Here is an 18,146-nt window from a genome sequence, read left to right on the forward strand (position 1 = left end):
TACCGGCGTGGTCCGGCGCGGTCCGGCGCGGCAGGCGGACGGAGCCTCGTTCCCCTCCGGGTTGCCTCACGCGCTCATATATCGTCTCCCGATATCGAAGTCCGTAAGAATGGCCCTGCCGCCGAGGAGAGAAGTCATGAGCGAGCCATCGACCGCCGCCGGGACACCGGACGAGCTGCGCCGGCGGCTGGGGGTGCCGGACGCCGTCATGATCGGCCTGGGGTCGATGATCGGCGCCGGGATCTTCGCCGCGCTCGCCCCGGCCGCGCGGTCGGCCGGTTCCGGGGTGCTGGTCGCCCTGGCGCTCGCCGCCGTCGTCGCCTACTGCAACGCGACCTCCTCCGCGCGTCTCGCGGCCCGCTACCCCACTTCCGGCGGCACCTACGTCTACGGTCGCGAACGCCTCGGCGACTTCTGGGGTTATCTCGCCGGGTGGAGTTTCGTGGTGGGCAAGACCGCCTCCTGCGCGGCGATGGCGCTCACGGTCGGCTCGTACGCCTGGCCCGGCCAGGCGCACGCGGTCGCGGTGGCCGCGGTGGTGGCGCTGACCGCGGTGAACTACGCCGGAGTGGAGAAGTCGGCCTGGCTGACGCGCGCGATCGTCGCGGTGGTGCTGGCGGTCCTCGCCGCCGTGGTGGTCACCGGCCTCACCTCGTCCGCGTCGGACGCGGCCGGTCTGGACATCGGCGACGACGCCACGTTCGGCGGGGTGCTCCAGGCCGCGGGCCTGCTGTTCTTCGCGTTCGCCGGGTACGCGCGCATCGCCACCCTCGGCGAGGAGGTCCGCGATCCCGAGCGCACCGTTCCCCGGGCGATCCCGATCGCGCTGGGCATCACCCTGGTCGTCTACGCCGCCGTCGCCGTCGCCGTCCTGACGGTCCTCGGTCCGAAGGGGCTGGCGGAGTCCGCCGCGCCGTTGTCGGACGCGGCCAGGGCGGCGGGCGCCGACCGGCTCGCACCGGTCGTACGCGTCAGCGCCGCCGTCGCCGCGCTCGGCTCGCTGCTCACGCTGATCCTCGGTGTCTCCCGCACCACGCTGGCCATGGCCCGCGACCGGCACCTGCCGCACGTCCTGGCCGCCGTCCACCCGAGGTACGAGGTGCCGCACCGCGCCGAGTTGGCGGTCGGCACGGTGGTGGCGGTGCTGGCGGCGACCGCGGACGTGCGCGGGGCGATCGGGTTCTCCTCGTTCGGTGTGCTGGTGTACTACGCCGTCGCCAACGCCTCCGCCTGGACCCTGCGGCCGCAGGAGGGCCGCCCCGCGCGGATCATCCCCGTGGCGGGGCTGGCCGGCTGCCTCCTCCTGGCCTTCGCCCTGCCGTTGTCCTCGGTGGCCGCCGGGGCAGCGGTGCTGGCCGCCGGTGCCGCCGTCTACGGGGTCCGGCGCGCGGTGGCCGCACGCACGTCGTGACCGGGTGGCGGTCGGACGGTCGTCCGTCGGCGGGCCGGTCGGCGTGACGGCGCCGCCGTCGGGCACCGGGCCGTCCGGGGCACACCCGCCCGGAGGGCGCGAGCCGCTCGGCGCCGCTCGCGGTCCTCGCCCACGCCTCCGGCCCGGTTCCCCCGCGCGGCTCCCGACTCCCGCACGCCACGGACCGGGCCGGTGCGCTACGGCACCTCGTCGCCCAGAACCTCACGGGCCAGCTCCCTGAGTGCCCGCCGGTCGTCCGCCAGAGCCCGCTTCCCGGCCTCGGTCGCCTTGTAGACGCGCCGGGTGCGGCCGTCGACCACCCGCTGCTCGGAGACCAGCAGTCCGTCCGCCTCCAGCCGGTGCAGCGTCGGGTACAAGGTGCCGGGGCTGATCCGGTAGCCGTGGGAGGCCAGTTCCTCGGTCATCCACGCGCCGTGGATCTCCTCCTCGGCCGCGTGGTGCAGGATGTGCAGCCGCACCGCACCCCGCTGGAACTCCCGCACCCTGACCCACCCTCCGGCAGTGACGAAACCGATATCGGCATCCGATCCTACGCCGGAACCCGACAACCCGGTCTCTCCCGCCGGAGCCCGGCCACGGACACGCACGCGGCCGCCCCGCCCCACCGCCCGGTCACCGCCGTGCCGCGAGCCACATCGGCAACCGCGGGCGAACCGGGTCCCCGAGGACCTCGAACGCATCGGCCCACCAGACCGTGTCGGCCGCGCCGGCTCCGGGCACGTACGCCCTCGGCTCCGAGCACGTACCACCACAAGCCGAGCCGGCCCCTTTCCGGCCCATGGCGCCCCCTGCCCACACCCCTTCCGGGATCCGTCACCGGTGGGCACGCACGTCCACGCGCCCGGGAGCCGCCGCGTCCGGCCGGACGCGTCCACCCGCGGACGGCCGGTACCGACCGTTCAGGTGCGCTGCGACAGCAGGCCCGCCATGGCCGTCAACACCCCGGGCGCAACGCGGTAGTACACCCAGCCGGCGCGGCGCTCGGACTCGAGGAGCCCGGCTTCCCACAGCGGTTCACCTCCGCCTGCGCGGAGCGGACGTGTTCGCGCGCGTTACGTATGCTGAAGTCCGCTCCGCGCAGGCGGAGGTGAACCGTCCGGGGCACGGTCGCTCTCTGGCGGGCGCACGTCCGCCCCGCGCTGCCGTTCTCCACGATCCACGGCGAGAAAGGGCAGCAACTCCCAGCGGTCGCTCTGGTCCTGCCAAGCCAGAACAACCGGCGCAGCAGCTCTGGCCGTATCCACCGGACCGATATTCCCCGGCCTCTCCGGATGCCGCCTCACGTGACCTTCGCGGTCGCAAGGTCGATACTGCCCCTGTAGGGCTCCTGCCGGTACGCAGTCGACCTGCCGCAGGAATCTGACGTCGCGTCGTCAAAGTCAGCGACAAGTCGGCATCAGTACCGCCGGAGCCCGCTCACGACCGCCGTGGACCGCCAAGATCAAGAACTGTCCATAGATACTCTGACCAGCAAGAACGCAGGCCGGCAAGCTGCCTGCCAAGCTCCCCAGGAGGTACCCGTGAAGATGCTGATCAACGTCCCGGAGAGCGTGGTCGCGGACGCGTTGCGGGGGATGGCCGCGGCCCATCCCGAGCTGGCGGTGGACGTGGAGAACCGGGTGATCGTACGCAAGGACGCGCCCGTGGCCGGGAAGGTGGCCCTGGTGTCCGGCGGGGGCTCGGGGCACGAGCCGTTGCACGGCGGGTTCGTGGGGCCGGGGATGCTGTCGGCGGCCTGTCCCGGCGAGGTGTTCACCTCACCGGTGCCCGACCAGATGGTGCGGGCCGCGGCGGCCGTGGACAGCGGGGCCGGGGTGCTGTACATCGTGAAGAACTACACCGGCGACGTGCTCAACTTCGACATGGCCGCCGAACTGGCCGAGGACGAGGGCATCCAGGTCGCGAAGGTGCTGGTCGACGACGACGTGGCGGTGACCGACAGCCTGTACACGGCCGGCCGGCGGGGCACGGGCGCGACCCTGTTCGTGGAGAAGATCGCGGGCGCGGCGGCGGACGAGGGGCAGCCGCTGGAGCAGGTGGAGGCGATCGCCCGGCAGGTGAACGAGAACTCCCGCAGCTTCGGGGTGGCGCTGAGCGCCTGCACCACGCCGGCCAAGGGCAGCCCCACCTTCGATCTGCCCTCCGGTGAGCTGGAGTTGGGCATCGGCATCCACGGCGAGCCGGGCCGGGAGCGGCGGCCGATGATGACGTCCGGCGAGATCGCCGAGGTCGCCCTCGACGCGATCCTGGAGGACCTCACGCCGCGCAACCCCGTCCTGGTCCTGGTCAACGGCATGGGCGCCACCCCGCTGCTGGAGCTGTACGGGTTCAACGCCGAGGTGCAGCGGGTGCTCGGCGAACGCGGGGTCCCCGTGGCCCGGGTCCTGGTCGGCAACTACGTCACCTCCCTCGACATGGCGGGCGCCTCGGTCACCCTGTGCCAGATCGACGAGGAGCTGCTGCGGCTGTGGGACGCGCCGGTGCGCACCCCGGGGCTGCGCTGGGGCATGTGAGGGACGCTGGGACCATGACCACACGAGGAGTTTCCGTGCTCGACGCCGATTTCTTCCGCCGTTGGATGACGGCCGCCGCCGCGTCCGTGGACCGCGAGGCGGCGCGGCTCACCGCGCTCGACTCGCCGATCGGGGACGCCGATCACGGCAGCAATCTCCAGCGCGGGTTCCGGGCGGTGAGGGAAGCGCTGGACAAGGAGCCGCCCGCCACTCCCGGGGCGGTGCTGATCCAGGCCGGGCGGCTGCTCGTCTCGACGGTGGGCGGCGCGTCCGGTCCGCTGTACGGGACGCTGCTGCGGCGCACCGGCAAGGCGCTCGGCGACGCCGCCGAGGTGGACGGGCGTCAGCTGGCCGAGGCGCTGCGCGCCGGGGTGGACGCGGTGCGGCAGCTCGGTGGTGCCGCACCGGGCGACAAGACGATGATCGACGCGCTGGTGCCCGCGGTGGAGGCCCTCGGTGACTCCTTCGCCGCCGCGCGCGACGCCGCCGAGGCGGGTGCCGTGGCGACGACGCCGCTGCGGGCGCGCAAGGGCAGGGCCAGTTATCTGGGTGAGCGCAGTATCGGGCACCAGGATCCGGGGGCCACGTCGGCGGCGCTGCTGATCGCCGGGCTCGTGACGGCCGGGGCGGACGCGGAGGCCGACGGTGAGTGACGAGAAGCCGGTGGGGATCGTGCTGGTGTCGCACAGTGCGGCGGTGGCCGCGGCGGTGGCGGAGCTGGCGAAGGGTCTGGCGGGCGCCGGCGGGGCGGTCCCCGTCGCACCGGCGGGCGGCACCGAGGGCGGTGGGCTCGGCACGAGTGCCGAACTGATCGCCGCGGCGGCCGCGTCCGTCGACCGCGGGGCGGGGGTGGCCGTGCTGGCCGACCTGGGCAGCGCGGTGCTCACCGTGAAGGCGTTGCTCGCCGAGGGCGACGAACTCCCCGAGCGGACCAGGCTGGTGGACGCTCCGTTCGTGGAGGGTGCGGTGGCCGCGGTGGTCACGGCCTCCACGGGGGCGGACCTGGCGGCGGTGGAGGCGGCGGCCGTCGAGGCGTACGCGTACCGGAAGGTGTGAGGAGGGCGGTGGTGTCGCCCGGCCGGTTCAGTCGTCGGCGTCCACGAACCGCCGGGCCAGCCGCTCCCCCGCCGTCACCACGGCCGTGTGGTCCTCGATGGGGGTCACCCGGCTGTCCCGGAACACGATGTAGGTGACGCCGGAGGGTGTGCCGCCGGTGCGCGGGTCGGGGTCGATGCCGAGCGACTCGGCCGTGGCGTGGGACGCCTCGCCGATGATGTCGGCGGGGCCGGTGTCGCCGACGACCGCGTACCGCACGCGGTCGCGGTACACCACCGCCACGACCGATCCGCCGTGCACGCCGTGGGACCGGTGGTTCCACACGGTGCTGGGTGCGGGTACCACCACGTAGGGGGTCTCCTCGGAGCTCAGCGGGCGTCCGTCGGACCGGGTGAAGGCCGTGGACGCGGAGAAGTACGGGTCGGTGAGGGCGTTGCAGCGGGGGCCTGGGCTGCCGTCGCAGTCGATGTCCATGTCGGCCTTCCAGAAGACGGCGTCGCGGGTGCCGCACACCGGGACGGTGGCCTCGGCTCCGTGGTCCTCGCGGTAGCGGCCGTGGGAGACGGGGGCGCAGGTGCGCACCTTGGCCAGCAGGTCGGCGGCGGAGACGGGTGCCGTGCGTGGTACCGCCGGTTCGGCGGGCGCTCCGGTGGGCGCGTCGGTGGCGGGCACCGGGGGCGTGCGCCGTACCGCCGGTTTCGCAGGCACCCCAGTAGGCACCCCGGTGGGCGCATCGACGGCGGAGACGGAGGGCGTACGCCGTACGGCCGGTTCGGCGGGCGCGTCGGTGGCGGGCACCGGGGCCGTGCGTCGTACCGCCGGTTCGGTACGGGACTGGGGCGCGGGGGTGGGGGGAGCCGGAGGGGCCAGCAGGGCGACGCCGGCCATGGCCAGGGTGAGCGACTGGACACGGGACACGATCAAGGAGGGCCTCTCGTCGGGGTCACGGGCGCACACCCACGTGAGCTTTGCACCATTTCGCCCCGATATGGCGGCGCGGCGGTCCCGACAGGGCCGGACGGCGCACGATCGCACCAGTGACCGCGACAAGAGGCCGGGGCCCGGGTCCGGTCGACCCGGGCCGTCCGGCCACTCGCGCCGGCGCGGGATCTGCGACGACAGCGGTCCGCGCCACGGGCCCGAACTCCCTTCTGCGGAAGGGCGGTTCGACCCGTTCGGACTTCAGCATACGTAACGCGCGCGAACACTTCCTCACCCCCATCCTCTTGATGTGACCGCGTCATCCTGCTCCTATTGGTACGGACCATTATCCGGGCGTTTTCCCGTGCCGCTCCGGGAGGCAGAGTCATGCGTGGCGTTCCCCCAGCCGTGTCCCCGCGTCGCCTTCTCGCACTCGGCGGGGTCCTCCTGCTGCTCACCTCCTGCCGATGGGGAGGAGCGCACGACGACGACGGTGGACGGGCCCCCGGAGCACCGACCGGTGTCACGGCCGAGGCGGGCAGTGCCACCAGCGTGCACGTCATGTGGAACGCGGTCGCCGCCGCCGACGCCGGGGTGAGCCACTACGAGGTGTACCGGGGCACCACGAAGGTGAAAGAAGTGCCCGGTTCCGAGCACATGGTGGATGTCACCAGGCTCCGGCCCGCGACCACGTATGTGTTCACGGTGCGGGCCCGGGACGCGGACGGGCGGCTCGGGCCGCGCAGCCGGGAGGTCCGGGCGACGACCCCCGGAGCGGCCACGGCCGACGACACCGCTCCCACCCGTCCGGCGGAGCTTCGCGGCCGGACCGCCGGCAGCCGGGCGGCCCAGTTGTCGTGGTCCGCCTCGGAGGACGACCGGGGTGTGGTGTCGTACCACATCTATCAGGGCGGGAAGAAGATCCACAGTGTGGGCGGGAACCAGACGGCCACCGTGGTGACGGGGCTGCGGCCGGGCACCCGCTACTCCTTCACGGTCCGGGCCCGGGACGCGGCCGACAACCTCTCCCCGGCCGGCGCCCCCGTCCGCCTCACCACCGCGGGCAGCGCGGACGGCCCGGCCGGCGCCCCCACCGGTTTCCGGGCCACGAGCGAGCGGTCCGACGGCGCGTACCACATCGTCCTGCACTGGGTGCCACCGCGCGCCGACGGGGTGATCACCGAGTACGAGGTGCGCCTGGACGGCCGGGTCGCCACCTCGCTCGTCTACGGCGCCGACGCACCGCGCGACCGGGCGACGTACCGCTTCTACGCCGGCCGGGAGGCCGGGGTCGCCCACCGGGTGCGGATCAGGGCGATGCTGCCGGACGGGACCTGGGGCGGCTTCTCGGCCGAACGCACGGTGACGACGGGCGCCGGGCGCTGACCCGGCCCCGGGGTCGGCCGCCCGGAGGAAGCCGTCACCTGCCCGGATGCCGCCGGAGTGCGCGCCGCTCCGGCGGCCCGTTGGCTTGCCTCGTGGCAGCACGGGCGCTCCCCGACCTCGGCGGCGCAAGGGATGTACCGCCGGCCGTGCCGCCGGAAAGCAGCCGACATGCTCAACTCGAAGCCACTGCTCCGCTCCGGCCCGGTCGCGGCTGCCGCCGCACTCGTGCTGGGCCCGGCCGGGCCGGCCGCCGCGGCCGGGATCTCCGTCAGCACCACCGGCTCGACGGTCTCGGTGAGCACCAGTGCGTGCACCCAGGTCAACGGCCACTGGGGCACCGCCTCACTGCTCGGCAGCGGCCAGACGAGCTTCTCGCAGGGCCGTCAGGTGGCGCTGTCGGGAAGCGGTTCGGGACAGTCCGCCGCCTGGTCCGACGTCGGTCCGGGCACGTACACGGTGATCGTGGTGTGCTCGAACGGCACCACCGCGGGCACGCAGTCCGTCGTCGTCTCCACGGCTCCCAGCCCGTCGGTGTCGCCCACGGCCTCGCCGTCCCGCGGGGTGATGGGCGGCATCGGCGGCGGGTCGACGGACTACGGCACGGTCACGCTGGTGGCGGGCAGCACCCTCGTCGGCACGGGGATCACCGCCACGGCCTGGTACCTGCGCCGCCGCAGCACCCCGCGCCACTTCTAGTCCCGGCACCGGCCGCCATCACGTCCGACGCGCTCCGGGCGGGCGGCCGGCGCCGGCCCTGCGCGGTGTCACGTCTCCCGCGCGACCGGGCCCCCGGGCCCGTCGGCGTCCGGCAGCCGGGCGAACTCCGCCAGCGCGTGGTCGAGCCACCGGGTCCAGAAGGTCTCCAGGTCGATGCCGGCCCGCAGCACCAGGTGGCGCAGCCGGTCCTCCGGTCCGTCCTTGCCGGGCGGGAAGTCGCGCCGCTCGATCTCCCGGTACTCCGCCAACTGGAGCTCGTGCAGCTCCCGGTGGCGCCGCAGGTCGGCCGCCAGGCCCGCGGTGCCCACCACGGCCGCCGCCCTCAGCCGCAGCAGCATCGCGTCACGGTGCGGCTTGGGGTCCTGGGACGCGGAGGTCCAGCGGGCCAGTTCCGCGCGTCCCGCCGGCAGGACCTCGTACGCCTTCTTCTGCCCCCGGGCCGGCTGCTCGGAGGGGAGGGCCCGGATCAGGCCCTCGGCCTCCAGTTTCCCCAGCTCGCGGTAGATCTGCTGGTGCGTCGCGGACCAGAAGTAGCCGATCGACCGGTCGAAGCGGCGGGTCAGCTCCAGCCCCGACGACGGCTTCTCGAGCAGGGCGGTGAGGATCGCGTGCGGGAGTGACATGGGCTCATCCTAGGGACGGGCCGCGCCCGGCCCGGACGCCGCCGGGCGGGCGGGACACCGGCGGCAGGGCCTACAGCGCCGCCGCCAGCTCGGTGCCCTGCTTGATGGCGCGCTTGGCGTCCAGTTCGGCGGCCACGTCGGCGCCGCCGATCAGGTGGGCGGGTCGTCCGGCGGCGACCAGTTCCTCGTACAGGTCGCGGCGCGGCTCCTGGCCGGTGCACAGGACGACGGTGTCGACCTCCAGGACGGTGCTCTCGCCGTCGACGGTGACGTGCAGTCCGGCGTCGTCGATCCGGTCGTAGCGCACGCCCGGGACCATGGTGACGCCGCGGTGCTTGAGTTCGGTGCGGTGGATCCAGCCGGTGGTTTTGCCGAGGCCGGCGCCGACCTTGGACGTCTTGCGCTGCAGCAGGTGGACGGTGCGCGGCGGGGCGGGCCGTTCGGGTGCGGTGAGGCCGCCGGGGGCGCGGTAGTCGGGGTCGACGCCCCACCGGCGGAAGTACGTTTCGGGGTCCTCGTGCGCCTTGTCGCCGCCGTCGGTGAGGAACTCGGCGACGTCGAAGCCGATGCCGCCCGCGCCGAGGACCGCGACCCGGTCGCCGACGGGGGCGCCGTCGCGCAGGACGTCGAGGTAGCCGAGGACGCTTCTGTGGTCGACGCCGGGGATGTCGGGGACGCGCGGGGTGACGCCGGTGGCGACGACGGTCTCGTCGTACCCGGCCACGTCGTCGGCGGTGACGCGCGTGTCCAGGCGTACGTCGACGGCCAGTTCGGCGAGGCGGGTGCGGAAGTAGCGCAGGGTCTCGTCGAACTCCTGCTTGCCGGGGACCTTGCGGGCCACGTTGAGCTGGCCGCCGATCTCGCTCGCGGCGTCGAACAGGGTGACGTGGTGGCCGCGTTCGGCGGCGCTCACCGCGCAGGCGAGGCCGGCCGGGCCGGCGCCGACGACGGCGACGCGCTTGCGGCGGCGGGTCGGGGAGAGCACCAGCTCGGTCTCGTGGCAGGCGCGCGGGTTGACCAGGCAGGAGGTGATCTGCCCGCTGAAGGTGTGGTCGAGGCAGGCCTGGTTGCAGCCGATGCAGGTGTTGATCGCCTCGGGGCGGCCGGCGGCGGCCTTGGCGACGAAGTCGGGGTCGGCGAGCATCGGGCGGGCCATCGACACCATGTCCGCGCAGCCCTCGGCGAGCAGTCGCTCGGCGAGCTCGGGGGTGTTGATGCGGTTGGTGGTGACCAGTGGCACCGACACCTCGCCCATGAGGCGCTTGGTGACCCAGGTGTAGGCGCCGCGCGGCACGGAGGTGGCGATGGTGGGGACGCGGGCCTCGTGCCAGCCGATGCCGGTGTTGATGATCGTGGCGCCGGCGGCCTCCACGGCCTTGGCGAGGGTGATCACCTCGTCCAGGGTGGAGCCGTCGGGCACCAGGTCGAGCATGGAGAGCCGGTAGACGACGATGAAGTCCTCGCCGACCGCCTCGCGCACCCGGCGGACGATCTCGACGGGGAAGCGCATGCGGTTCTCGTAGGAGCCGCCCCAGCGGTCGGTGCGGTGGTTGGTCCGCGCGGCGGTGAACTCGTTGATCAGATAGCCCTCGGAGCCCATGATCTCGACGCCGTCGTAGCCGGCCCGCCGGGCGAGGCGGGCGGCGCGGGCGTAGTCGTCGACGGTGCGCTCGACCTCGGCGTCGGTCAGCTCGCGGGGCAGGGAGGGGCTGATCGGCGCCTGGAGGGGGCTGGGGGCGACCAGGTTCCGGTGGTAGGCGTACCGGCCGAAGTGCAGGATCTGCATCGCGATGCGCCCGCCCTCGCGGTGCACGGCGTCGGTGACGGTCCGGTGCCGGTCCGCCTCGGCCTCGGTGGTGAGCTTCGCGCCGCCCTCGTAGGGGCGTCCCTCGTCGTTGGGGGCGATGCCGCCGGTGACGATGAGGCCGACCCCGCCGCGGGCGCGGGCGGCGTAGAACTCGGCCATGCGGGCGAAGCCGCCCTCGGCCTCCTCCAGGCCCACGTGCATGGAGCCCATGAGGACCCGGTTGGGCAGGGTGGTGAAGCCCAGGTCGAGGGGGGTCAGCAGGTGGGGGTAACGGCTCATGGGGCCCTCCGTGCGCGGTGTCGTGCCTGTAGTTGTAAGGCACGCGCACCGCCTTATGCAACTAGTTGCATAAGAGACGGAGGGCACACGGGGCCGGGAACGTCACCGGCTTTCGAGGCGCACGTGCAACTCCTCCTCCTGATCGCCGGGGACCGTGCTCAGCTCGTGCACCGTGAACAGGGAGCCCAGGGTGGTACGGAACCGGTCGACCGCCCAGTAGCCGCCGTGCACGTCGGCGTCGACCGACGCGGCCAGCCGGGCCCCGGGCCGGGTGCCCTCGTGCGCGTCGGCGACGTCGAAGGTGCCGAGCCAGACCGTCGGGCGGGTCTCGGAGAACTCCTCCGGCACGTCGTCGGAGCACCGGTCGGACGTGAAGCACGCGCACAGCGTGTCGAACACGATCCGGGCGTCGTCCTTGCTGCATCCGCTGATCTCGACCGAGACGGACTCCGGGTGCGGTCGCTCACTGCCCATCGTGATCGCTCCTCTCGTGGCCGTGCCGTCCCCGCCCCCCACTCAGCAAAGCACCACCCGCCGAAGAGCACTACCCGCGCGCCGCCGCGGCGCCGGCTTCGCGGGGCGCCCGCCCCGATGGTGGGGGAAGCTGGAACCGGACGGCAGGAGCGGCGGAGAATCGGTCCCGCGCGCGGTAGAACAAGGGGTGTCGGCACGGTGAAGACGTGCCGTGGCGATCAGGTGAAGGCGGGGCGTGCGATGAGTACAGCGGGGTCATCCCCGGCCGACGGCGACGGACCGGTGCGTGGGCCGGTACGTCCCAGCGGGCTGCTCGACGTGCTGCGGGTGGCCTCGGTGGTCCTGGACGCCGAGGGGCGGATCGTGCTGTGGAGCCCCCAGGCCGAGGAGCTGTTCGGGTACGACGCTCGGGAGGCCCTGGGCCAGTACGCCGCCCGGATCATGGTGCACGAGGAACATCTGGACCTCGTGGTGAAGCTCTTCGCCGACGTCATGCGCACCGGGCGGAGCTGGGCCGGGGCCTTCCCGATCCGGCGCAAGGACGGCGACACCCGGTTGGTGGAGTTCCGCAACATGCGGCTGCTGGACGACCGGGGGAACGTGTACGCCCTCGGCCTGGCGGTGGACCGGTCGACCGTGCGCCGGCTGGAGCGGGACGTGGCCCTGTCCACCCGGATCGTCGCCCAGTCCCCCATAGGGCTGGCCGTGCTGGACGGCGACCTGCGCTACGTCTCGGTGAACCCGGCGCTGGAGAAGATCAACGGCATGCCGGCCGAGGAGCACCTGGGCCGCACGGTCCGGGAACTGCTGCCGCTGGTGGACACCGAGGTGTTCGAGACCTCCGCGCGCCGGGTCCTGGAGACCGGCCGGCCCGTCATCGACCGGACCACGACCGGCCGGACCCCGGCCGATCCGGACGAGGACCACACCTGGGCGGTCTCGCTGTACCGCCTGGAGAACGCGCTCGGCACGGTGCTGGGGGTGGCCGTGTCGGTGGTGGACATCACCGAGCAGTACCGGGCGAACGCGGAGGCCGAGACCGCGCGGCGCCGGCTCGCCGTGATCGCCGACGCCACCGCCCGGATCGGCACCGCCCTGGAGCTGGACCGCACGGCCGGTGAGCTCGCCGACGTGGCCGTGCCGGAGCTGGCCGACGCGGCGGCGGTGGACCTGCTGGACGCGGTGGTGCGGGGCCACCGCAGCACCCTCGGCCCCGCCGAGCCCGCGGTGATCCGGGCGCTGGCGGTACGCGCGGTGGACGCGGACGAGGTGCTGGCGGCGGCCGACCCGCCGGGCCACGTGACCCGGTACGCGCCGGACCGGCTGATCACCGAGTGCGTGCGCACCGGGCTGCCGGTGGTGGTGCCGCAGGTGAAGGACGAGGACCTGGCGCGGATCGCCCGCTCCCCGGAGTCGGCCGCGCAGCTGGCGCGGGCGGGTGTCCACTCGTACCTGGCCGTGCCGCTGATCGCGCGCGGGGAGGTGCTGGGCGCCCTCGACCTCATCCGTACCCGCAGCCCCCGGCCGTTCGACGCGGACGACCTACTGCTCGCGCGGGAGCTGGCCTCCCGCGCGGCCGTGCAGATCGACAACGCCCGCTGGTACCAGAACGCCCGCGACACCGCCCTCACCCTGCAGCGCAGCCTGCTGCCGAGCCATCCGCCCGTGACGGGGGGCCTCGAGGTCGCCTCCCGCTACCAGCCGGCGGGCGCCACCAGCGAGGTCGGCGGCGACTGGTTCGACGTGATCCCGCTGGAGGACGGCAGGACGGCCCTCGTCGTGGGGGACGTGATGGGCAGCGGCATCCCCGCGGCGGCCACCATGGGCCGGCTGCGCACGGCGACCCACACCCTCGCCTCCCTCGGCCTCGATCCGGCCGTCCTCCTGGAGCACCTGGACCGGATCACCGGCGGTCTGGACCAGGCGATCGCGACCTGTGTCTACGCCGTCCACGATCCCCGCGAACGGCGGTGCGCGATCGCCAACGCCGGGCATCTGCCGCCGGCCCGGGTGCGGGTGGGCCACGCCCCCGAACTGCTCGACCTGCCCACCGGAGTGCCGCTGGGAGTGGGCGGGGTCACCTTCTCCACGACCACCGTCGAGCTGGAACCGGGCGACCGGCTGGTGCTCTACACCGACGGTCTCGTCGAGACGCGCCGGCATCCGCTGGACGAGCGCCTGGACCGGCTGCTGGCCCTGCTGGACCACCCCGGCGACTCCCTGGAGGAGGTCTGCGACCTGCTCCTGCGCACCCTGCACGAACCCGACAACGCCGACGACGTGGCCCTGCTCATCGCCCGCGCGACGACCCCGGCCCCCTGAGACAGACCGCCCCGGTCCCCTGGGACGACCCCGGCCCCCTGACCGGTCCTGGTCCTACGGCCTCACACCGATCACGACATGGGCGTACCGCTCGTCGCAGGCGGCCAGGCGGGTCCGCAGGCCGGCGGCGGTGAAGGCGCCGACGGCGGCGGGGGCCTGCCGGCTGCTGGTCTCCACCAGGAGGCAGCCGCCCGGCGCGAGCCATTCGGGCGCACCGGCGGCGACCCTGCGCAGCACGTCGAGGCCGTCCGCGCCGCCGTCGAGCGCGGCCGGCGGCTCATGATCACGGGCCTCCGGGGGCAGCAGGCCGATCTCGTCACTGGGCACGTACGGCACATTGGCCGCGAGGATGCCGACGCGGCCCCGCAGGTCGCCGGGGAGCGCCGCGAACAGGTCGCCGGTGTGGACCTGTCCGCCGAACCCGGCGACATTGCGGCGGGCACAGCGCACGGCGGCCGGGTCGATGTCGGCGGCGTGCAGCTCGACCGCGCCGAGTCCGGCGGCCAGGGCCGCGCCGACGGCACCGGAGCCGCAGCACAGGTCCACGACGACGGAGGCGTCCGGCGCCTGGGCGAGTGCCTGTTCGACGAGGAACTCGGTGCGGCGGCGGGGCACGAAGACACCGGGTTCCACGGTGATGCGCCGGCCGTGGAACTCGGCCCAGCCGACGACGAGTTCGAGGGGCGTTCCGGTCGCCCTGCGTTCGACCATCGGGGCGATGTCCTGGGGGGTGGGCGCGGCGGCGAGGATCAACTCGGCCTCGTCCTCGGCGAAGACGCAGCCGGCGGCGCGGAGCGCGGCCACGACGGCGTCACGGGACGGGGACGGCGGGACGGCGGAGGGAGAGGGTGACGGGGACGGCGTGTGCGGCAAGAGCCTGGACCTTTCGGGAGCCGAAGGGCGCTCTCGCGGTCACCTACTGCCGGTGGTCCGCGTCGCTTCGAGGTGAGAGCACCCGACCTGACACAGCGGTAATGGGTCTCACCTCCTCGGCGGTCTCAGGCTGGGGCGGTCCGCAGCCAGCGGTCATGGTACTCGACGATCACTGCCGCTGTACGGTGCTTCGGGAACGCGGAGAGAGGTGGGCACGGGTGGAGGCGGCCGGGGGCATGGGGACCGGCCGGGGCGGGAGGACGGTCTTCGCCCGCCGTGCCCGCGCGTCGGCCGGACGTACGCGTCCCGGGTCGGCGCCGGCGCCGTACACATGCTGCTCGGGCAGCCGGATGTCGTACACGCTGCTCGGGCAACCGGAGACGAGCGGCGGCCGCGGGCCCACCGGTCGGCCGGCCACCGTGCGCCGGGCAGCCGGAGCGCCGCACCACGCGGACCGGTTCCGGGCGGACCGGTTCTGCGGGGCCGTGACCGGCCTGGCACCGCATCGGTCGCGGACACCGCGTACGGTTGAACACGGAAACACTTGAGCACCAGTCGTAACGGAATCGCCGATCACGTGAACATCACCCGAGGCTTCACCGGCCGCCCTCGCGTGCACAACCCCGGACTGCCGCCGGGTCAGTACGACGCGGGCGACGAATGGCCCGTCCTGTCCGCCGAGGTCACACCCGACCTCGCGCCCGCCGACTGGACCTTCCGGATCGACGGGCTGGTGGCGGAGCCCCGCACCTGGGACTGGGAGCAGGCGCACGCGCTGCCGACCTCGGCGTACGAGGGAGCCATCCACTGTGTGACGAGCTGGTCGAAGTTCGGGGTGCGGTTCGGCGGCGTCTCGCTGGACGCGTTCCTCCATGTGGTCCGGCCCCATGAGTCGGCCACACATGTGGTCGCGTACGCGCACACCGGTTACACCACCAGCCTGCCGCTCGCGGATGTGACCGGCGGCCGGGCCTGGATCGCCTGGGAGTACGACGGTCGGCCGCTGCCTCCCGAGCACGGCGGCCCGGCACGGCTGATCGTGCCGCACCTGTACTTCTGGAAGAGCGCCAAGTGGATCGCGGGGCTGCGGCTCCTCGACCACGACGAGCCGGGCTTCTGGGAGGGCAACGGCTACCACGCGCGCGGCAATCCCTGGGAGGAGCAGCGGTACTCCGGTGACTGAGCGGACGACACAGATGACACGGACGGCACCGGCCGCGCCGGGGCGCTTCGCTCCGCCGACGCGGTTCGCGGTGCCCGGGCGGATCGGCGTGAGCGAGCAGACCGCGTCCGTATGGCGGACGGCGACCCTGACCGGGATCCGCCACGAGACCCCGCGGGCGACGACCTTCCGGTTCGCCGTGCCCGGCTGGCCGGGGCACGTACCCGGTCAGCATCTGCTGCTGCGGCTGACCGCCGAGGACGGCTATGTGGCCCAGCGCCACTACTCGATCGCGTCGGCACCGGACGACTCCGGGCACATCGAGCTGACCCTGGACCATGTCGAGGGCGGCGAGGTCTCGGGCTGGTTCCACACGGTGGCCCGTCCCGGTGACCGGGTCGAGGTGCGCGGCCCGCTCAGCGGCTTCTTCGCCTGGCCGGGCGACCGGCCCGCGCTGCTGGTGGGCGCCGGCTCCGGAGTGGTCCCGCTGATGTCGATGGTGCGGCACCACCGGTCCCGGGGCATGGAACTGCCGCTGCGCCTGGTGGTGTCGGCCCGCAGCCCCGAGGAGCTGATCTACGCGCGGGAGTTCGGCGCGGAGACGACTCGGGTGTTCACACGCAGCGCCCCGGAAGGTGTGCCCGTGGGACGTATGACGGCCGCACATGTGGCGCCGTTCCTGGCCGAACAGCCTCCCGGTGGGTGGGAGGCCTATGTGTGCGGCTCCAATTCCTTTGCCGAGCACGCCTCCAGGCTGCTCGTGGCGGCCGGCCAGCCCGTGGAGCGGATCCGTATCGAGCGCTTCGGCTGACCGGGACGCCCCCGTCAGGGCAACCGCCGTCTCGCACGGCCCCGGCCAGGCATCCGGCCGGAGCTGTTCCGTGGATGCCGCGTGCCGCGGAGGGACGCCGGGGGCCGCCGTCGCGTACGGCTCCGTCCGTGTCCCCCGGCCGCGGTGACGGCGGGGAGGTCCGAGATGCGAACGCGGGTGCCGTGCCGGCGCTCGGACGTCGTCGAGGAGTGGACGGCGCCGACCGCCACCGCGTGCGCGCCGAGGTCGTGGAGCGGTCCGCGCGGTGCGGTCCGCGGCCCGGTCCGGCGGTCGGCACGTGTTCCGCGCGGGCGTGCGCTGGACGGAGCCGGGTGAGGGACCGCGCACCGCCGTCGGCCGCGCACCACCGTCGTCCGCGTCCCGGCGGACGCGCGTCCCGGCGACGTGGTGCGCGTGTGGTTCGACTCCCGTGGGCGCGATGTGCCGCCCCCGGTCGACGCCGCCCCGGTGGGGCAGCACGGCATCGGCGCCGGGCGGTGCGCGGGGCGACGGTGCTCCACGGGCCGGCGGAGCGGGTACGGGCCCGTACCGGCCCGGAGTGGACGCACCGCGGCGTCCGAGCCGACGGCCGCCCCTTCCCACCCCTCTGAGGGCAACCGCTTTCCATGCCCACCACCTGGGACTTTCCCCGAAGCCTCTGGCGACGGCGCCGGTGATCCACGTACGGTGTCATCGCTTCGCACTGTCTCTTCACGAAGGCGGTCCCTGATGGCCCTGTTCGACCTCCCCCTCGACGAACTGCGCGAGTACCGCAGCGCGTCCACCGCGCCCGAGGATTTCGACGCGTTCTGGTCCAAGACGCTCGAGGAGGCGCGCGAGCACGATCTGGACGCCCGTTTCGAGCCGGTGGACACGGGCCTGTCCACGGTGCGGGTCTTCGACGTGACGTTCGCCGGGTTCGGAGGCCACCCCGTCAAGGGCTGGCTGACGCTGCCCGCCGACGCCGGCGCCCCGCTGCCGCTGGTGGTGGAGTTCATCGGCTACGGCGGTGGCCGCGGGCTGCCGCACGAGCACCTGCTGTGGGCGTCCACGGGCCGGGCCCACTTCGTGATGGACACCCGGGGCCAGGGCAGCGCCTGGGGCGCCGGCGGCGGTACGGCGGACCCGGTGGGCGGCGCTCCGGCGTACCCCGGTTTCATGACGCGCGGCATCGACGCCCCCGAGAACTACTACTACCGGCGGGTGTTCACGGACGCCGTACGGGCGGTGGAGGCGGCGCGGTCGCACCCGCTGACCGACGCGAGCCGCACGGTCGCCGTGGGCGCCAGCCAGGGCGGGGGCATCGCCATCGCGGTGGGCGGGCTGGTCCCGGACCTGGCCGGTGTCGCGCCGGACGTGCCGTTCCTCTGTGACTTCCCGCGCGCGACGACGCTCACCGACCGGCAGCCGTACCGGGAGATCGGTTCCTACCTCAAGACGCACCGCGGCCGCTTCGAGGACGTCCTGCGCACGCTGTCCTACTTCGACGGTGTGCACTTCGCCGCCCGCGGCAGCGCGCCCGCCCTGTTCTCGGCGGCCCTGGAGGACCAGACCTGCCCGCCCTCGACGGTGTTCGGGGCCTTCAACGCCTGGGCGCACGACGACAAGGCGATCGAGGTGTACGACTTCAACGACCACGAGGGCGGCGGCCCCTTCCAGGAGGCGGCCAAGCTGCGCTGGATGCGGTCGCACATCTGAGGGGACCGTACGGTTCCGGCCGAACCGCCGGACCGCTCTTCCCTTGTGGTGTAGACCAATGCTAGATGTGGT

16 protein-coding genes and 1 pseudogene are annotated in these 18,146 nt (G+C 73.8%); 10 read left to right on the top strand and 7 right to left on the bottom strand.

Translation table 11 applies throughout. The features are described from left to right. Positions 1-136 precede the first annotated feature (136 nt). Positions 137-1,411, top strand: a complete 1,275-nt coding sequence (locus tag ACH5AO_RS05925; RefSeq protein WP_398922216.1) for an APC family permease — start codon at positions 137-139, stop codon at positions 1,409-1,411. A gap of 197 nt (positions 1,412-1,608) precedes the next feature. Here ACH5AO_RS05925 and ACH5AO_RS05930 read toward each other — a convergent pair whose 3' ends face one another. Both ACH5AO_RS05930 and ACH5AO_RS05935 read right to left on the bottom strand, forming a co-directional pair. Continuing rightward, a complete protein-coding gene (locus ACH5AO_RS05930; RefSeq protein ID WP_398922218.1) occupies positions 1,609-1,914 on the bottom strand; it encodes a PadR family transcriptional regulator in 306 nt (101 codons plus the stop codon). Between the two features lie 417 nt (positions 1,915-2,331). Beyond that, a pseudogene (locus tag ACH5AO_RS05935) lies at positions 2,332-2,442 on the bottom strand (transcriptional regulator); the annotation flags it as partial. 510 nt (positions 2,443-2,952) lie between these two features. On the opposite strand from ACH5AO_RS05935, the gene dhaK reads away from it, so the two are divergent. The 3 genes from dhaK to ACH5AO_RS05950 are packed head-to-tail and all read left to right on the top strand — an operon-like array spanning position 2,953 to position 5,001. Beyond that, complete coding sequence (dhaK, locus tag ACH5AO_RS05940) at positions 2,953-3,945, top strand: dihydroxyacetone kinase subunit DhaK (RefSeq protein WP_398922219.1); 993 nt, start codon at positions 2,953-2,955, stop codon at positions 3,943-3,945. A gap of 35 nt (positions 3,946-3,980) precedes the next feature. Further along, on the top strand, positions 3,981-4,598 hold the full coding sequence (gene dhaL, locus ACH5AO_RS05945; RefSeq protein ID WP_398922853.1) for a dihydroxyacetone kinase subunit DhaL: 618 nt from the start codon (positions 3,981-3,983) through the stop codon (positions 4,596-4,598). Further along, positions 4,591-5,001, top strand: a complete 411-nt coding sequence (locus tag ACH5AO_RS05950; RefSeq protein WP_398922221.1) for a PTS-dependent dihydroxyacetone kinase phosphotransferase subunit DhaM — start codon at positions 4,591-4,593, stop codon at positions 4,999-5,001. Before dhaL ends, ACH5AO_RS05950 begins: the two co-directional genes overlap by 8 nt. Positions 5,002-5,028: 27 nt before the next feature. Here ACH5AO_RS05950 and ACH5AO_RS05955 read toward each other — a convergent pair whose 3' ends face one another. Continuing rightward, a complete protein-coding gene (locus tag ACH5AO_RS05955; protein WP_398922855.1) occupies positions 5,029-5,919 on the bottom strand; it encodes a glycoside hydrolase family 75 protein in 891 nt (296 codons plus the stop codon). A gap of 390 nt (positions 5,920-6,309) precedes the next feature. On the opposite strand from ACH5AO_RS05955, the gene ACH5AO_RS05960 reads away from it, so the two are divergent. Beyond that, on the top strand, positions 6,310-7,308 hold the full coding sequence (locus ACH5AO_RS05960; protein ID WP_398922222.1) for a fibronectin type III domain-containing protein: 999 nt from the start codon (positions 6,310-6,312) through the stop codon (positions 7,306-7,308). 168 nt (positions 7,309-7,476) lie between these two features. Further along, positions 7,477-8,004 (top strand): hypothetical protein, encoded by a 528-nt coding sequence (locus ACH5AO_RS05965; protein WP_398922224.1) that lies wholly within the window; start codon positions 7,477-7,479, stop codon positions 8,002-8,004. 68 nt (positions 8,005-8,072) lie between these two features. On the opposite strand, the gene ACH5AO_RS05970 is transcribed toward ACH5AO_RS05965, so the two are convergent. The 3 genes from ACH5AO_RS05970 to ACH5AO_RS05980 all read right to left on the bottom strand — a co-directional run bounded on the left by ACH5AO_RS05970 (position 8,073) and on the right by ACH5AO_RS05980 (position 11,208). Next, positions 8,073-8,648: a PadR family transcriptional regulator gene (locus ACH5AO_RS05970; RefSeq protein WP_398922226.1), complete on the bottom strand. Its 576-nt coding sequence runs from the start codon at positions 8,646-8,648 to the stop codon at positions 8,073-8,075. Positions 8,649-8,718: 70 nt separating this feature from the next. Next, positions 8,719-10,734, bottom strand: coding sequence for an FAD-dependent oxidoreductase (locus tag ACH5AO_RS05975; protein ID WP_398922228.1), 2,016 nt, complete (start codon positions 10,732-10,734; stop codon positions 8,719-8,721). Positions 10,735-10,836: 102 nt separating this feature from the next. Next, positions 10,837-11,208, bottom strand: coding sequence for a hypothetical protein (locus ACH5AO_RS05980; protein ID WP_398922230.1), 372 nt, complete (start codon positions 11,206-11,208; stop codon positions 10,837-10,839). A 240-nt stretch (positions 11,209-11,448) separates the two neighbouring features. Between ACH5AO_RS05980 and ACH5AO_RS05985 the strand changes: the two genes are divergently transcribed. Continuing rightward, positions 11,449-13,530 carry a SpoIIE family protein phosphatase gene (locus tag ACH5AO_RS05985; RefSeq protein ID WP_398922232.1) on the top strand — a complete coding sequence of 694 codons (2,082 nt, stop codon included), beginning with the start codon at positions 11,449-11,451 and terminating at the stop codon, positions 13,528-13,530. 54 nt (positions 13,531-13,584) lie between these two features. Here ACH5AO_RS05985 and ACH5AO_RS05990 read toward each other — a convergent pair whose 3' ends face one another. After that, complete coding sequence (locus ACH5AO_RS05990; RefSeq protein WP_398922234.1) at positions 13,585-14,403, bottom strand: putative protein N(5)-glutamine methyltransferase; 819 nt, start codon at positions 14,401-14,403, stop codon at positions 13,585-13,587. Positions 14,404-14,980: 577 nt separating this feature from the next. Between ACH5AO_RS05990 and ACH5AO_RS05995 the strand changes: the two genes are divergently transcribed. The 3 genes from ACH5AO_RS05995 to ACH5AO_RS06005 all read left to right on the top strand — a co-directional run bounded on the left by ACH5AO_RS05995 (position 14,981) and on the right by ACH5AO_RS06005 (position 18,074). After that, positions 14,981-15,586 (top strand): sulfite oxidase-like oxidoreductase, encoded by a 606-nt coding sequence (locus ACH5AO_RS05995; RefSeq protein ID WP_398922236.1) that lies wholly within the window; start codon positions 14,981-14,983, stop codon positions 15,584-15,586. Between the two features lie 13 nt (positions 15,587-15,599). Further along, positions 15,600-16,376: a ferredoxin reductase gene (locus ACH5AO_RS06000; protein ID WP_398922237.1), complete on the top strand. Its 777-nt coding sequence runs from the start codon at positions 15,600-15,602 to the stop codon at positions 16,374-16,376. A gap of 729 nt (positions 16,377-17,105) precedes the next feature. Then, positions 17,106-18,074, top strand: a complete 969-nt coding sequence (locus tag ACH5AO_RS06005; protein ID WP_398922240.1) for an acetylxylan esterase — start codon at positions 17,106-17,108, stop codon at positions 18,072-18,074. The last annotated feature ends 72 nt before the right edge of the window (positions 18,075-18,146 follow it).

The sequence above is a fragment of the Streptomyces sp. NPDC018964 genome (genome assembly GCF_044390325.1).
GTDB lineage: Bacteria > Actinomycetota > Actinomycetes > Streptomycetales > Streptomycetaceae > Streptomyces.

Bases quoted from the DNA above. Each gene is read 5' to 3' on its own strand.
- ACH5AO_RS06000 (WP_398922237.1), top strand. From the start codon at position 15,600: ATGACACGGACGGCACCGGCCGCGCCGGGGCGCTTCGCTCCGCCGACG.
- ACH5AO_RS06005 (WP_398922240.1), top strand. From the start codon at position 17,106: ATGGCCCTGTTCGACCTCCCCCTCGACGAACTGCGCGAGTACCGCAGC.
- ACH5AO_RS05975 (WP_398922228.1), bottom strand. From the start codon at position 10,734: ATGAGCCGTTACCCCCACCTGCTGACCCCCCTCGACCTGGGCTTCACC.
- ACH5AO_RS05980 (WP_398922230.1), bottom strand. From the start codon at position 11,208: ATGGGCAGTGAGCGACCGCACCCGGAGTCCGTCTCGGTCGAGATCAGC.
- ACH5AO_RS05985 (WP_398922232.1), top strand. From the start codon at position 11,449: ATGAGTACAGCGGGGTCATCCCCGGCCGACGGCGACGGACCGGTGCGT.
- ACH5AO_RS05925 (WP_398922216.1), top strand. From the start codon at position 137: ATGAGCGAGCCATCGACCGCCGCCGGGACACCGGACGAGCTGCGCCGG.
- ACH5AO_RS05960 (WP_398922222.1), top strand. From the start codon at position 6,310: ATGCGTGGCGTTCCCCCAGCCGTGTCCCCGCGTCGCCTTCTCGCACTC.
- ACH5AO_RS05970 (WP_398922226.1), bottom strand. From the start codon at position 8,648: ATGTCACTCCCGCACGCGATCCTCACCGCCCTGCTCGAGAAGCCGTCG.
- ACH5AO_RS05965 (WP_398922224.1), top strand. From the start codon at position 7,477: ATGCTCAACTCGAAGCCACTGCTCCGCTCCGGCCCGGTCGCGGCTGCC.